The organism is Hyphobacterium indicum, from assembly GCF_003129605.1.
In the GTDB taxonomy this organism is placed as follows: Bacteria; Pseudomonadota; Alphaproteobacteria; order Caulobacterales; family Maricaulaceae; genus Hyphobacterium; species Hyphobacterium indicum.
This window is the reverse complement of record NZ_QBDX01000002.1, coordinates 192,377-207,448: the sequence shown is the minus strand read 5'-3', so window position 1 is coordinate 207,448 and position 15,072 is coordinate 192,377. Positions and strand designations below refer to the sequence as shown.

14 protein-coding genes are annotated in these 15,072 nt (G+C 60.5%); 6 read left to right on the top strand and 8 right to left on the bottom strand.

Going from position 1 to position 15,072, the window contains the following annotated elements:
* Position 1: 1 nt before the first annotated feature.
* From DBR16_RS05360 to DBR16_RS05335, 6 genes are all read left to right on the top strand, one after another.
* A complete protein-coding gene (locus DBR16_RS05360) occupies positions 2-610 on the top strand; it encodes a transglycosylase SLT domain-containing protein (RefSeq protein WP_109260231.1) in 609 nt (202 codons plus the stop codon).
* 38 nt (positions 611-648) lie between these two features.
* The gene (parE, locus tag DBR16_RS05355; RefSeq protein WP_109260230.1) at positions 649-2,736 is read left to right on the top strand and encodes a DNA topoisomerase IV subunit B; all 2,088 of its coding nucleotides are present in this window, start codon (positions 649-651) and stop codon (positions 2,734-2,736) included.
* 70 nt (positions 2,737-2,806) lie between these two features.
* The gene (locus DBR16_RS05350; RefSeq protein WP_233347603.1) at positions 2,807-4,228 is read left to right on the top strand and encodes an amidohydrolase; all 1,422 of its coding nucleotides are present in this window, start codon (positions 2,807-2,809) and stop codon (positions 4,226-4,228) included.
* Positions 4,228-5,496 carry an amidohydrolase family protein gene (locus DBR16_RS05345; protein WP_233347602.1) on the top strand — a complete coding sequence of 423 codons (1,269 nt, stop codon included), beginning with the start codon at positions 4,228-4,230 and terminating at the stop codon, positions 5,494-5,496. The genes DBR16_RS05350 and DBR16_RS05345 overlap by 1 nt, the downstream gene beginning before the upstream one ends.
* A 118-nt stretch (positions 5,497-5,614) precedes the next feature.
* On the top strand, positions 5,615-7,045 hold the full coding sequence (locus DBR16_RS05340; protein ID WP_109260228.1) for a DEAD/DEAH box helicase: 1,431 nt from the start codon (positions 5,615-5,617) through the stop codon (positions 7,043-7,045).
* A gap of 109 nt (positions 7,046-7,154) precedes the next feature.
* Positions 7,155-8,204: a GGDEF domain-containing protein gene (locus DBR16_RS05335; protein ID WP_109260551.1), complete on the top strand. Its 1,050-nt coding sequence runs from the start codon at positions 7,155-7,157 to the stop codon at positions 8,202-8,204.
* 126 nt (positions 8,205-8,330) lie between these two features.
* Here DBR16_RS05335 and DBR16_RS05330 read toward each other — a convergent pair whose 3' ends face one another.
* The 8 genes from DBR16_RS05330 to sufB all read right to left on the bottom strand — a co-directional run bounded on the left by DBR16_RS05330 (position 8,331) and on the right by sufB (position 15,059).
* The gene (locus tag DBR16_RS05330; RefSeq protein WP_233347601.1) at positions 8,331-8,924 is read right to left on the bottom strand and encodes a glutathione S-transferase N-terminal domain-containing protein; all 594 of its coding nucleotides are present in this window, start codon (positions 8,922-8,924) and stop codon (positions 8,331-8,333) included.
* Between the two features lie 128 nt (positions 8,925-9,052).
* A complete protein-coding gene (locus tag DBR16_RS05325; protein WP_109260226.1) occupies positions 9,053-9,409 on the bottom strand; it encodes a HesB/IscA family protein in 357 nt (118 codons plus the stop codon).
* A gap of 11 nt (positions 9,410-9,420) precedes the next feature.
* Positions 9,421-9,837, bottom strand: coding sequence for an SUF system Fe-S cluster assembly protein (locus DBR16_RS05320; protein ID WP_233347600.1), 417 nt, complete (start codon positions 9,835-9,837; stop codon positions 9,421-9,423).
* Positions 9,838-11,076: a cysteine desulfurase gene (locus tag DBR16_RS05315; protein WP_109260225.1), complete on the bottom strand. Its 1,239-nt coding sequence runs from the start codon at positions 11,074-11,076 to the stop codon at positions 9,838-9,840.
* A complete protein-coding gene (locus tag DBR16_RS05310) occupies positions 11,073-12,182 on the bottom strand; it encodes a SufB/SufD family protein (RefSeq protein ID WP_109260224.1) in 1,110 nt (369 codons plus the stop codon). The genes DBR16_RS05315 and DBR16_RS05310 overlap by 4 nt, the downstream gene beginning before the upstream one ends.
* Positions 12,182-12,931: a Fe-S cluster assembly ATPase SufC gene (gene sufC / locus DBR16_RS05305; protein WP_109260223.1), complete on the bottom strand. Its 750-nt coding sequence runs from the start codon at positions 12,929-12,931 to the stop codon at positions 12,182-12,184. Before sufC ends, DBR16_RS05310 begins: the two co-directional genes overlap by 1 nt.
* Entirely contained in the window at positions 12,931-13,560 is a 630-nt protein-coding gene (locus DBR16_RS05300; RefSeq protein ID WP_109260222.1) for a hypothetical protein, read from the bottom strand. Before DBR16_RS05300 ends, sufC begins: the two co-directional genes overlap by 1 nt.
* Positions 13,557-15,059, bottom strand: a complete 1,503-nt coding sequence (gene sufB / locus DBR16_RS05295) for a Fe-S cluster assembly protein SufB (protein ID WP_109260221.1) — start codon at positions 15,057-15,059, stop codon at positions 13,557-13,559. The genes DBR16_RS05300 and sufB overlap by 4 nt, the downstream gene beginning before the upstream one ends.
* Positions 15,060-15,072: the final 13 nt, after the last annotated feature.

Below are 15,072 nucleotides of genomic sequence, written 5' to 3'. Positions count from 1 at the left end.
CATGCAGTTCCTGCGTGCCCTTTTCTTCTGCCTGATCGCAGGCGTGATTGCGGGGTGTGGCCATGCGCCGCCTTCGCAAACCCATGACGCCTGCCTGATCCTGGAAGACAACCGGGCCTGGTGGCGGGATCTGCGGCGAAGCGAAGACCGTTGGGGAATTTCTCCCGGCATCCAGCTGGCTATCCTCAAACGCGAATCGTCTTTTGATGCCAATGCCCGCCCTGCCCGGCAACGCCTTCTGGGCATCATACCGGGCCGCCGCCCCTCATCCGCCTATGGTTATGCACAGGCACTGGATGGCACATGGGACTGGTACCGGGAAGAAACCGGACGCCGTGGCGCAGATCGCGACGATTTTGGCGATGCCGTCGATTTCATCGGCTGGTATGGCCATATGAGCGGCCGGCTTTCGGGAATATCTTCCAGCGATGCGCGCGCCCACTACCTCGCCTATCATCAGGGGCATACCGGCTATAACAATGGCAGCTACCGCAATATTTCATGGTTGAACCGTGCCGCCGACGAGGTCGCGCGGGATGCGGCGCGATATGACAGCCAGATTTCGCAATGCCGCCGCCGGCTGAACCGGCGCTTCCTCGGAGTGTTCTAAATCTCCCCTTCCGTTTGCGACTCGGGCAATATCCGCGCATGAGCGCCAAACCTGAACAAGACGACCTGTTTTCCGCCCCGCCGGCTTCACCGTCGCAGCCGGTCAAGCCGGCCGCGGAAAAAGTGGACGATGATCCTGAACCGGAGGCAAGCCATCGCCCTGCCCCAAATCCGGGCGGCACCGCCTATGATGCCGATTCCATCGAGGTCCTCGAAGGGCTGGAGGCCGTCCGCCGCCGTCCGGGCATGTATATCGGCGGTACCGATGAGCGCGCCCTGCACCACCTGTTCGCCGAAGTGCTCGACAATTCCATGGACGAGGTGGTGGCCAGCTGGGCCGACCGGATCGAGGTCCGGATGGATGCCGACGGCTTTGTCACTGTTACGGATAATGGCCGCGGCATCCCCACGGGCCCGCACCCGAAATTCAAGGACAAGTCCGCGCTGGAAATCGTGTTCACCACCCTGCATGCCGGGGGCAAGTTTTCTGACAAATCGTACAAGACAGCGGGCGGGCTGCACGGGGTTGGCGCGGCCGTGGTCAATGCGCTGTCCGAACGCCTGGAAGTCGAAGTGGCGCGCGAGAAAACCCTGTGGCGGCAGGTCTTTGAACGCGGCCACCCCATGGGCAAGCTGGAAAAAGTCGGTGCGGCTCCCAACCGGCGCGGCACCAGTGTCCGCTTCAAACCCGATGAGCAGATCTTCCATGGCAGGGCGCAGCTGAAACCGGCGCGCCTGTTTGCCATGGCGCGGTCCAAGGCCTTCCTGAGACGCGGCGTTGAAATCCGCTGGTCGTGCGATCCGGAACTGGTCGCCGGGACAGATACGCCGTCCCAGGCCGTGCTCAGTTTCCCCGGCGGGCTGTCCGACCGCCTGACCGAGATCATCGGCAAGAAAAGCCAGGTCACACAGTCCCAGTTTGCCGGCCGGATCGAGAAAGAGGCCGGTCACGGGGCCGTGGAATGGGCGGTCAGCTGGTCACTGGTCGGCTTTGGCGATGCCGACGGATTCGTTCAATCCTTCTGTAATACCGTGCCAACCCCGCAGGGCGGATCACATGAACAGGGGCTGCGCAATGCCCTGACCAAGGGACTGCGCGCCTATGCCGAGCTGGCCGGGGTCAAGAAAGGCAATCTGATCACCCCGGAAGACGTGATGGGCGGGGCGGGCGCACTGGTGTCCGTCTTTATCCATGATCCGGAATTCCAGGGTCAGACCAAGGACCGGCTGGCGACCGCCGAAGCCGCCCGTATTGTCGAAACCTCCGTCCGCGACCGCTTCGACCACTGGCTGGGCGGTGCGCCCAAGGAAGCCGATATCCTGCTGTCATGGGTCATCGAGCGCGCCGAAGACCGCATGCGCCGCCGCAAGGAGAAACAGGTCAAGCGCCAGACCGCGTCGCGCCGATTGCGTCTGCCCGGAAAGCTGGCGGACTGTTCGCGGGCGGGTTCGGACAATACCGAACTCTTCCTGGTCGAGGGTGATTCGGCCGGCGGCTCGGCGAAACAGGCGCGGGACCGGAAGACGCAAGCCATCCTGCCCTTGCGCGGCAAGATACTGAATGTGGCCTCGGCGACAGCCGACAAGATGGCGGCCAATCAGGAGATCAGCGACCTGCTGCTGGCGCTGGGAGTTCAGACCGGCTCGAAATTCAATCCCGATGACCTGCGCTATGAGCGGGTGATCATCATGACCGATGCCGATGTCGACGGGGCGCATATTGCCGCTCTGCTCATCACCTTTTTCTACACTGCCATGCCGCGCCTGATTGAAGCCGGACGGCTCTATCTGGCGCAACCGCCGCTCTATCGCCTGACGCAGGGTTCGAAGACGGTGTATGCGCGCGATGATGCCCATCGTGAGGAGTTGCTGAAGTCGGAGTTCAAGGCCGGCGCGAAAGTCGATGTCGGACGCTTCAAGGGCCTTGGTGAAATGACACCGGCGCAATTGAAGTCGACCACGATGGACCCGTCGGTGCGGCAGTTGGCCCGCATCACCTTCGATGCTGCCGGACGGCCGGCTTTCGAAGCCCTGGTCGAAACGCTGATGGGCAAGAAGGCCGAATTGCGCTTCCAGTACATCCAGGACCACGCGCCGCAATTCTCGGATTCCGCGCTGGACGTTTGACACGCCCCCCCGGCACCCGCTTCAATACGCGAACCAATTAGAGGCACGACTTCACAAGGGGTGGAACAACATGTCACTGGACTGGAAGCGATGGACAGCCTTGCTGGCCATGGGGGCGCTCGCCGCCTGCTCGGGCGCTGAAGATAATGGCGAAAGCCAGTCAGTCAGAGAGGATGACGAGGCGGCGGAGCTGGTCCGCTTTGATCTGGATCCCTATCCCTCGACCTATTCGCCGCAAGCTGGCGAAACCACATTTGTCACCGGTGCGACGATTTTCGACGGGGCCGGTAATGAGATCGAGAATGGCGACGTCCTGATCGAGAATGGCCGTATTACGGCCGTCGGCCAGGGACTGGAAGCGCCTGAAGGGGCCGTCATTGTCAACGCCGCGGGCCGTTTCATCACGCCCGGCGTTATCGACATCCACTCCCATCTCGGGGATTATCCCTCACCGCAGGTTGACGCGCATTCCGATGGCAATGAGCTGACGCAGCCGAACACCGCCGAGGTCTGGGCAGAGCATTCCGTCTGGCCGCAGGATCCGGGATTTGCCCGCGCGCTGGCCGGTGGCGTCACCACGCTTCATGTCCTGCCCGGCTCCGGCAATCTATTCGGCGGCCGCGGCATCACGCTGCGCAATGTCGCCGCCCGCACGGTTCAGGATATGAAATTCCCGGACGCGCCCTACACGCTGAAAATGGCCTGTGGCGAGAATCCGTCGCGCGTTTACGGCAGCCGCGGATCGTCACCGGCGACGGATATGGGCAATATGGCCGGATATCGCGCCAGCTGGATCCGCGCCGCGGATTACCGCGATAGCTGGAATGATCACTGGGATGATCCGGAAAACAATCCGGCCCCGACCCGGGATCTGGAACTCGACACGCTGATGGGCGTCCTGGAAGGCGAAATCCTGATCCAGATGCATTGCTACCGTGCCGACCAGATGGCGCAGGTCATCGATATGAGCGAGGAATTCGGATACCAGGTCACGACATTCCATCACGCTGTGGAAGCCTACAAGATCCCCGACCTTCTGGCCGAGGCCGATATCTGCGCTGCGGTTTGGGCAGACTGGGGCGGTTTCAAGATGGAAGCCTATGACACGGTCCGCGAAAATCTCGCCCTGACCCATACCAACGGGGCTTGCGCCATGATCCACTCGGATGATGCGCTGGGCATTCAGCGGCTCAATCAGGAGGTCGCAAAAGCGCTCTCCGATGGCCGCCGTATGGGGCTCGAGATTTCAGATGCGGAAGCCGTTTCCTGGTTCACCTCCAATCCGGCGCGCGCGCTCGGAATTGCGGATGAAACCGGATCCATAGAGGCCGGCAACCGCGCCGATATCGTCATCTGGTCGGCCCATCCCTTCTCCACCTATGCGCAGGCGGATCATGTCTATATCGACGGAGCGCTGATGTATGACCGCGCCAATGACGTGCAACCGGTCAGCGATTTTGACCTCGGACAGATTGGTGAGGGAGACGACTGATGAAAACGATCATTGCACTTCTCGCTGCCGGCACCGCGCTGACCAGTGCGGCGGCCGCGCAGGACCTTGCCATTCTCAATGGCCGTGTCATCACCAATACCGATCAGGGGCAGATCAGCTCCGGCGGGGTGCTGATCCGCGATGGCGTAATTGTCTCGGTCGGCGCGAATATCGACGTCCCTGACGGTGTCGACACGATTGACGCCAATGGCGGATGGATCACGCCGGGGATTTTCGCGCCTTTCACCCAGCTTGGCCTCATCGAGGTCGCACTCGAGGATACCGCCAATGACGCCTCGGCGTCTGAAAGCGAATTCTCGGTGGCGCTGGATGTTGCCGACAGTTTCAATCCGAACGGCACCTATATCGCCACATCGCGGATCGAGGGTGTCACCCGCTTCGCTGTGGTCCCGTCAACCGGATCGACAGTGTTTGCCGGGCTCGGCGCTCTCGGTGACTCCAGCGGCGATATGGATTCTCTGTTCGATACGCAGAGCTTCGTCTTCGCCGATCTCAGCCAGTCCGGCGCCGGCTCTGCCGGCGGTTCGCGGTCTGCCGCCTGGGCCTTTCTGGAAGCGGCATTCGGCGATGCCCGGGCCTATCCGGGGCGCTATGCCTCCGGCCAGGGCGATGCGCTGAGCCGTTATGATGCGGCCGCGCTGGTAGATGTGGTCCGGGGCCGTATACCGCTCATCCTCGAAGTGGATCGCGCTGCGGACATTCGCCGGGCCATCCGTTTTGCCGAAGAGAATGCGCCGGTACAGCTGGTGATATTCGGAGCTGCTGAAGCCTGGATGGTGGCCGGAGAACTGGCGGAAGCCGGTATTCCGGTGCTGATGGATCCGATGCGGAACCTGCCCTCCTCCTTTGATGCGCTCGGGTCAACGCTGGAAGCCGCTGCACGTCTTGATGCGGCGGGTGTGCGTGTGGCCTATACGACGCAGACAGCGGACGGTTATTTCAATGCCCGGCTGCTGCCGCAACATGCCGGGAATGCCGTAACAAACGGCGTGTCCTGGGAGGCCGCCTTCCGGGCCATTACGCTGACGCCGGCTGAAATCTTTGGGGTTGGTGACCAATATGGCGCCCTTGCAGCCGGTTATATGGCGGATGTTGTTGTCTGGGACGGCGACCCGCTTGAAGTGATGTCGGCCCCCACCCATGTCATCATTGACGGTGAAGAGACCGAAATGTCCTCACGTCAGACCCGGTTGCGGGATCGTTATGCTGACATGGATGACACAACGCCTTTCGGTTATCGCCGCTAGAGGGTTACGCTGATTGACAGTTGCGGCGCCATTCGTATGGTGCCGCCAACTTTAGGACGGTCGCGCCTTTTCAAAAGGCGCGACCGCAACCCTGCCCGGATAGCTAGATAATCTTTTCATGATCTCATTTTCAGACCTCGGCCTCGGCCAAAAACTTCTCGATGCCCTTGATGCCGTCGGCTACAAACAGCCGACCCCCATCCAGGAAGGTGCCATCCCTCACGCGCTCGCAGGCAAAGACGTTCTGGGCATCGCCCAGACCGGAACCGGCAAGACCGCGTCATTCACGCTTCCGCTGATCGAACGCCTGTCCAAAGGCCGCGCCAAGGCCCGCATGCCCCGCTCGCTGATCCTGTCGCCGACCCGTGAGCTGGCCGCGCAGATTGCGGAAAACTTTGACAATTACGCCAAGAATACCAAGCTGACGAAAGTTCTGTTGATTGGTGGCGTCGCTTTTGGCCCGCAAGAGGAAATCCTCAACAAGGGGGCCGATGTCGTCATTGCAACGCCCGGCCGCCTGCTGGACCAGTTCGAACGCGGCAAGGTCCTGCTCAACGGTGTGCAGATCCTGGTGATTGATGAAGCCGACCGGATGCTGGATATGGGCTTCATACCGGATATCGAGCGCATCCTGAAAACCCTGCCCGCGCAACGCCAGACACTGTTTTTCTCGGCCACCATGCCACCGGAAATCAAGTCGCTCGTCGATCGCTTCATGAATAATCCGGTGCGCGTTGAAGTCTCGCGCCCGGCCTCGACCGCAACGACGATCACGCAACTGGTGGCGCGGGTGAAAGACAAGACGCCTGCCGCCAAGCGCGACATGCTGCGCAAGGCCATCGGGCGGAGCGGCGTCAAGAACGGCATCATTTTCTGCAATCGCAAGCGTGATGTCGACACCGTGGCACGATCACTGATCAAGCACGGGTTTTCGGCAGCACCGATCCATGGCGATCTTGACCAGTCCACGCGGACAAAGACGCTGGACGAGTTCAAATCGGACACGTTGCGTTTTCTCGTCGCCAGCGATGTCGCAGCCCGCGGGCTCGACATTCCGGCGGTCAGCCATGTGTTCAATTTCGATGTGCCTCATAATGCGGAGGATTATGTTCACCGCATCGGCCGCACAGGCCGCGCCGGGCTTGAGGGCGAAGCGATAACCATTGTCGGCCCCTCGGACGATCGCAATCTCGCCGCCGTCGAAAAAATGCTCGGAAAGAAAATCCCGTCTGCCGATTTCGGCGATGGTGCCGGTTCCGCGCCGGAATCCGCTCAAGCGGACGAGCCAACGCCCTCTCGCGGGCGCAAGCGCCGGCCTGGCAAGACCGATACGGAAAAATCCGCAGCACCTGCCAAGTCCGAAAAACCGGATACAGACGCGTCTGAAGTCCCCGCGGCCGAGACCCGGAATGCGCCGAAAAAACCAAAACCGGCACCGCGGCGTGACCGGTCAAGCCGCGGCTCCGCAAGAGAGTCCGGCGGCGAAAATGACAATGTCAAAGGCTTTGGCGATGATACGCCCGCCTTTTTCAATATCGGACAGGGTTAATTCTGCCGGGCTGTTTACGGCTTCTTTCCCTTTGTGACGCACTTTGAAGCCAACTCGAATCACGGGACAGACGTGGTTCATCGTGAAACGGATTATCAAGGGGTTGGCCGTGAACGGACGTTTGCAAGGACCAGAAGGTCGCACATTGGCGAAAGAAACGCTCGATTTGATGGAGCGTTACGACGTCGCGCCCACGCCAGAGAATTACGCCGTTTTCTCCAGTTTTGCGTCCGATTCCATTCCGGAATTGTGCGAAGCGATTTCAGCCCGCATCGAAAAAGGCGAGCCGCTCAATCAGGCTTTCTGCGACAGGATGTATGACGAGCACTTTGCCATCGCGAAAATCCAGGAAGCGGTCATAGCCAGCTCCGGCGCCATGGGCAAGGAGCTCGCCCAGGTTCGCGAAACCCTGAAAGCCGCCGAGCAGCATACAGCCGAATATGGCGAAACACTTGCCGGTGCCGAAACGGCATTTGATGAAAATGCCGACCCGGATGCCGTCCGCAGCGTGGTCCAGTCCCTTGTCGCTGCAACAACACGGATGCAGCAACGCTCGCGCGAACTGGAACGCCGCCTCCAGGAAACCTCCAGCGAGGTGGTCAAGCTGCGGACCAATCTGGAACGTGTCCGCGAGGAATCCATGACGGATGCCCTGACCGGCATCGCCAACCGCAAACGGTTTGACGAAATGCTGCGCAAGGGCCGCCGTTCGGCGGATGCCAATAACGAGTCCATGTGCCTCATTCTTTGCGACATTGATCATTTCAAGCGCTTCAATGACACGTGGGGTCATCAGACCGGGGACCAGATCATCCGATTTGTCGCAGGCTGCATGACCCGCAATGCCGGTGACACGCACACGGTCGCGCGTTATGGCGGCGAGGAATTTGCCGTTGTGATGCCGAAAACCAGCCTGATGGAAGCCAATGCACTGGCTGAAAAGATCCGCATGACGGTTGAAGGCAAGCGCTTGCTGCGCAAGTCCACCAGCGAGGATCTGGGCAATATCACCATTTCGCTCGGTGTCGCCAGCTACAAGCATGGCGAGGCGGTCGAGGAATTGATCGAGCGCGCTGATTCCAATCTCTACAAGTCCAAGAAAGACGGACGTAACCGGGTCACGACAGAAACCGGCGACAGTGTCCGGTCGGCTGCCTAGCAGCGCCTGTGAAAACGCATTAGTCCAAGCCCCGGCATTACCACCGGGGCTTTTTCTTTATCGCTTCACATCATACGGGAAATAGTTCAGCCGTCATGCAAGACGTCAGGCCTGTGCGGCTGCGGCTCACGCAGCGGCCGGGGGTTCCGTCGACTGATAGGATGGACGCTCTTTCCATTTCTCATGGAAGGCCGTCAAACGATCGCGGTCGGTCCGCCATTCGCTCTCCGGATAGCGGAAATCAAGATATCCAAGTGCCACGGCGATGGCCATGCCGCCCAGATCGAAGGCCCCGGCAAACTTGTCGGCTTCGGATTCGAGCAGATCAAGTGACCGGCGGATGCCGCTTTCCTGCCGCTCGATCCAGAAATCAAAGCGTTTGTCGTCCGGCCGGATCATTTCCAGACGGCGGCCGACAGCGAGGTCGAGGATACCGTCGGCAATCGCCTGGAAGCGCAAGACGCGCCAGCGCGATGTGCCGGATTTGGGAATCCAGCGGTCCTCATTGAGGCTGTCGATATATTCGCAGATCAGCGGGCTATCGACGAGCGGTGTTGCTCCGTCCCGGATGAGCGCCGGGACCTTGCCAAGGGGGTTGGCCGACAGCAGATCATCCGGGTCCTCCAGCGGCAGGGCCTCGATCTCCTCGATCCGGGCCGTGAGCCCCTGTTCCCGGATCAGCATCCGGCATTTCCTCGCATAGGGCGAAGTCTCGGTCATCAGGAGTTTCACGTCAGTCGCCCCTACAGCTCTGGCAAAACCGGATAGCCATGCCGCGCTCTTCTTACTTGCAATCGGCCCGGCGAACGAATGCTTTTTCGCAGTCCGCCACGCGGCTTGCGCAGGACTCAGTGCGTCGTCTGGGCGGGAATGAGGGTGACACTCTCGCCGCATCCGCAAGCATCCGTCTCGTTCGGATTGCGGAACACGAATTTCGAGGAAATCGGAGTCACATCCCAGTCGATCTGTGATCCCAGAAGGAATAGCAGGGAGGTGGCATCCACGACGATGGTCACGCCCTTGTCCTCGACGATTTCGTCCAGAGGTTCGGGAGCGGTGATGTAATCCATCACATATTCCATACCGGCACAGCCGCCCTTCTTGACGCCCACGCGCAGATAGCCGGCGCCGCGGGACGCCATGATGTCCTTCACGCGCTCGGCGGCGCGGTCGGAAATGGTCAGGGCCTGTTTCTTTTCCGTCATATCCTTGGCCTCTACAGCATGTTCAGCGCCAGGCGCGCTTCGTCGGTCATCCGGTCCGGCGTCCAGGGCGGTTCAAAGACCAGTTCGACCTTTACCTTTTCCACGCCTTCGACCTGCGCAGCCGCATCGTGCACCCACATCGGCATCTCGCCCGCCACCGGACAGCCGGGCGCCGTCAGCGTCATGGTGATGTGCATGGTGCGATCATCGTCCAGGTCGACCTTGTAGATCAGGCCGAGCTCATAGATATCGACCGGGATTTCCGGATCGAAGACAGTCTTCATCGCCTCCACGACATCGGCCGTGATCCGCTCCAGCTCTTCGGCCGGAATGCTGGAGGGCGCAGACGGGGCATCCGCGGCCGGCTCGGGGTCCGGGCGGCGGGAAAGATCAATCATATCGCGGGCATTTTCGGTCATGTCAGTCATCTAGATGAGAAAACTCTTCGCTTTATGCAATGCCTCGAGAAAGACATCGACTTCGTCAGCCGTGTTGTAGATCGCGAAACTGGCCCGGACCGTCGAGTCCACACCGAAGCGGCGCATCAACGGCTGGGCACAGTGATGGCCGGCGCGGACGGCCACTCCATATTTGTCGAGCAATTGCGCCAGATCATGCGCATGGGCGCCCTCCATCGCAAAGGACAGGATCGCCCCCTTGTCCTGCGCCGTGCCGATCAGCTGGATGCCCGGCATGGCGGACACGCCCTGGGTCGCCCGGTCGAGCAGCGCGCGCTCATGCTCCATCACCGCAATACGATCGAAGCGGCGGACCCAATCGATTGCGGCGCCGAGCCCGATGACGTCCGCTATGGCCGGCGTTCCGGCCTCGAATTTGTGCGGTACATCGGCCCAGGTCGAATGATCTTCATGCACATCCGCGATCATCTCGCCCCCGCCCTGCCAGGGTGGCAGCCGGTCCAGCCAGTCGCCCGACGCATAAAGCGCACCGGCGCCGGACGGGCCATAGAGCTTGTGACCGGTGAAGACGAAAAAGTCACACCCGAGCTCGGTCACATTGACCGGCATGTGAACCGCAGACTGCGAGCCGTCCAGCAGCACAGCCGCGCCATTGTCGCGGGCCATCTTCACGATACGCGAGGCATCATTCGTGGTGCCCAGCACGTTGGACATATGGACCATGGCCACCAGCCGCGTGCGCGCACTCATCAGGCCCATCAGCGCATCATAATCGAGCTCTCCGGTCTGGGTGACCGGACACCATCTGATCACCGCACCGGTGCGCTGCGCCAGCAGCTGCCAGGGAATGATGTTGGAGTGGTGTTCCATCTGGCTGAGGATGATTTCATCGCCGGATTCAAGGGTCTGGCCGAAACTGTTGGCGACCAGATTGATGGCTTCTGTAGCACCGCGTGTCAGAACGATCTGTGCGGCATTCTGAGCGCCCAGAAAGTCGGCAATCTTCTGCCGAGCGCCCTCGAACGCCTCGGTGGCCTCATTGGCCAGCGTATGCAGGCCGCGATGCACATTGGCATAGGAATGGCGATACACGTTCGAGAGCGCCTCGATCACAGCCTCCGGCTTCTGCGCAGAGGCGGCATTGTCCAGATAGACCAGTGGCTTGCCATTGATTTCGCGCTGCAGGATCGGGAATTCCGACCGGATCGCCGCGATATCGAGCGCCTTTATGGGCGTGTGCGCCGTCATACCAGGTCCTTCAACCGCTTCGACATCAGGCCGCGGATCGTGGCCGCCGTCTGTTCATGCGTGATTTCAGCGAGGGCTTCATCCAGAAAGCTTTCCACCAGCAGGCGGCGCGCCTCGGATTCCGGAAGGCCGCGCTGCTGCATGTAGAAGAGCGCCATTTCATCCAGCGTGCCAATCGCATTTCCGTGCGCGCATTCAACGTCATCGGCATAGATTTCCAGTTCGGGCTTGGCGTCGATCTCGGATTTCTCGTCGATGATCATGCCCTTATGGGTCATCCGGGCGTCGGTTTTCTGGGCTTCACGCTTGACGTGGATCTTGCCCTGGAAAACGCCATGGCCACCGCCATAGGCAATACCTTTGGTCAATTGTGACAATTTTCCGTCCGGCCCGTGCATGTTGACGCGGGTCGTCAGATCCGCGTGTGCGCCCTTGCCGACGAGATATGCCGCGTTCAGCGTCACTTTTGCGCCCCCGCCTGCGGAATGCAGCTGGGTTTCATGCCGGACCAGCTTGCCGCCCTGGGAAATCACGGTCTGCACAAACTCGCCGGTCTCATGCACGGTCACGCCACTGGATAAAAGCAGTACGGATTCCGGCGCTTCGTCGATCAGGATGACACGCTCCACACGCGCGCCCGGCCAAACAACGTAATCCACACCGATGGCGCTGAAGGCCTGGGCTTCCGAGCTGTAATGTTCATGCACCCTGACGGACATGCCCGGCGCTCCTACAATCGTGGCCGCGGCTTGTGACACGCCTTTCAGCGCCCGGAAATCGAGATCGAGTACGGTCAGATTCCGGGGCTCGAAATAGGTGACATTCATCACACCGGCAAAGGCCAGCAGATTGGCAAAGAAATCCTGATCTGCCGCACGGCGCACTTCGGTCCACTCCGGATTGACCGAGGACCGGAACTGGACTTTTCCCGCGCCGGTAATGCCTTTGGTGGCCCGCGCCACATCCGACCATTTCCAGTCTTCATCGCGCCTCGTCGGCAGGCCGTCCTTTTTCAGACGGGCCGCGAAGTCGCCACGCCAGCCGGTCGCCCCCTTGAAGGGCAAGAGCACCTGCTCAAGGGCGTTTGTGGGTTCGATGACTGCCATCAGGCCGCCCTCACATATTTGTCATAGCCTTCGGCCTCGAGCTCCTTTGCGAGCTCCGGGCCGCCGGACGCCACGATCTTCCCGTCGCTCATCACATGGACAACATCAGGCGAAATATGATCCAGCAGGCGCTGATAGTGGGTGATGACCAACATGCCGCGCTCGGGCGATCGCAGCGCATTGACGCCATCGGAGACAACTTTCAGCGCGTCAATGTCCAGCCCGCTATCGGTTTCATCGAGGATGAGGAAACGCGGTTCCAGAACAGCCGCCTGCAGGATTTCGAGGCGTTTCTTCTCGCCGCCGGAAAATCCGACATTCAGAGGACGCTTCAACATATCACCGGAAATATTCAGAAGTTTTGCCTTTTCCCGGACCGTCTTCATGAAATCCGGGGCCGACATCTCGTCCTCGCCGCGGGCGCGACGCTGTGCATTCAGCGCTTCCTTCATGAAGGTCAAAGTCGGCACGCCGGGAATTTCCACCGGATACTGGAAGGACAGGAACAGGCCCTTGGCAGCACGCTCTTCCGGGGCCATGCCGGCGACGTCCTCACCGTCATAGAGGATGGTCCCGTCTGTCGCCTCATAGCCGTCCCGGCCGGTCAGCACATAAGACAGGGTCGATTTGCCAGAGCCGTTCGGGCCCATGATGGCGTGCACCTCACCCTTGGGCACAGACAGGTCCAACCCCTTGAGGATGGGTTTGTCGCCGCCAACCGAGGCGTGGAGGTTCTTGATCTCAAGCATTACTGATTACCCATTGCGAGGCCGCAATAATACGCCTCGCCCTCTGTTTGGCCGCCATCGACGAGCGAGCAGTCGGGGCCGTCATCGACGTCCTCGACGGTCTCGTATGTCAGGAAAATCGTGGCGATATTGTCGAGCTCAAGCCCTTCAAGGCGATAGAATTCGATATAGCGGGCGATCGCGCTGTCGCGGGCGGCGACCATGAACACGCCCTCGCCGACCGGATCCACGCCATAGCCATTCAATTCATATGACGTCCATTCGAAGCCGTACTCGGTGCCGATGGCGAGGCTGTAGGTGGTGTTGACATTTCCGGTTTCCAGCGGAACCAGCAATTCCTCCATGCCGTCGCCATTGAGGTCGGACAGGCTGGGATAGAAGAAGCTTTCCGTGGCATAGCTCATCGTCTGTGCCAGCGTGCCATCGGCTTGACGCACCGTTGCATCAATCATTTCGCGGCGATCATCCAGCGGCGAGAAATCGAAGCTGAGGATGAAGGCGTGGTCGCCAGCTGTCTGAAGCACGCAATCTTCGTGCGTGGCATTGCTTTCCAGCTCATCGCACAGTGGCAGACCTTCCTGGCCAACATCCTGCGCCATCAGCGCGGCGGCGAGTGCGAATTCGATCATCCCACGCTCCCTTCAAGCGAAACCTTGAGCAATTGCTGGGCTTCGACGGCGAATTCCATCGGCAATTCCTGCAGGACTTCGCGAACAAAACCGTTCACCAGAAGCGCCGTGGCCGTTTCCTCGTCCAGACCGCGCTGGCGGGCATAGAAGAGTTGGTCCTCGGCGAGTTTTGTCGTTGTCGCCTCGTGCTCCAGCTGCGCCTTTGGCGTCTTGCATTCGATATAGGGCACGGTATGCGCACCGCACTGATCGCCGATCAGCAGGCTGTCACATTGCGTAAAATTGCGGGCGCCCTCAGCCTTGGCATGGATGGAGACCAGACCGCGATAGGTGTTGTCCGAGCGCCCGGCCGAAATCCCCTTCGAGATGATGCGCGAGCGGGTATTCTTGCCCAGATGGATCATCTTGGTGCCGGTATCGGCCTGCTGTGCGCCATTGGTGACGGCGACGGAGTAGAACTCACCCACCGAATTGTCCCCGCGCAGAATGCAGGACGGGTATTTCCAGGTGATGGCGGAGCCGGTCTCGACCTGTGTCCAGGAGACCTTGGAATTCTTGCCCCGGCAATCGGCACGCTTGGTGACGAAGTTATAAACGCCGCCCTTGCCGTTCTCATCGCCCGGCCACCAGTTCTGGACGGTCGAATACTTGATCTCGGCATCATCCATCGCGACGAGTTCGACCACGGCGGCGTGCAGCTGGTTTTCATCGCGCATCGGCGCGGTGCAGCCTTCCAGATAGGAGACGTAAGACCCCTCTTCCGCGATGATCAGCGTGCGTTCAAACTGGCCTGTGCCTTCCGCATTCATGCGGAAATAGGTGGAAAGCTCCATCGGGCAGCGCACGCCCTTGGGCACATAGACAAACGTCCCGTCGGAAAAGACCGCGCAATTGAGCGTGGCAAAATAATTGTCCGATGTCGGCACCACCGAGGCGAGGTATTTCTTCACCAGCTCCGGATGCTCGCGAATGGCTTCGGAGATCGACATGAAGATGACACCCGCCTTGGCGAGTTCGGCCTTGAACGTGGTGGCTACTGACACGCTGTCAAATACGGCATCCACGGCGACGCGCGGCTTCTCGCGCGCTTCGGCGGCGGTTTCAGCGGCCCCGGCGACGCCGAGCAGGACTTCCTGTTCACGCAGCGGAATACCGAGGCGTTCAAAATCGGCGAGGATTTCCGGCGGCACATCGTCGATGGACTCGTATTTCGCGCCGGACGATGGCTCGGCGTAATAATAGATGTCCTGATAATCGATCTTCGGATAATTGACCTTGGCCCAGTCCGGCTCGCGCATCTCCAGCCAGCGCTTATAGGCTTCCAACCGCCAGTCGAGCATCCATCTCGGCTCGTCCTTCTTGGCCGAGATATAGCGGACGGTCTCTTCAGACAGGCCTTTCGGCGCACGTTCCTGCTCCACCTCGGTGGTGAAGCCGTACTTGTACTTGTCCGATTCCAGACGTTTGACGTCTGCGATGGTTTCCTTGACCGCTACCATGATTTTCTTTCGC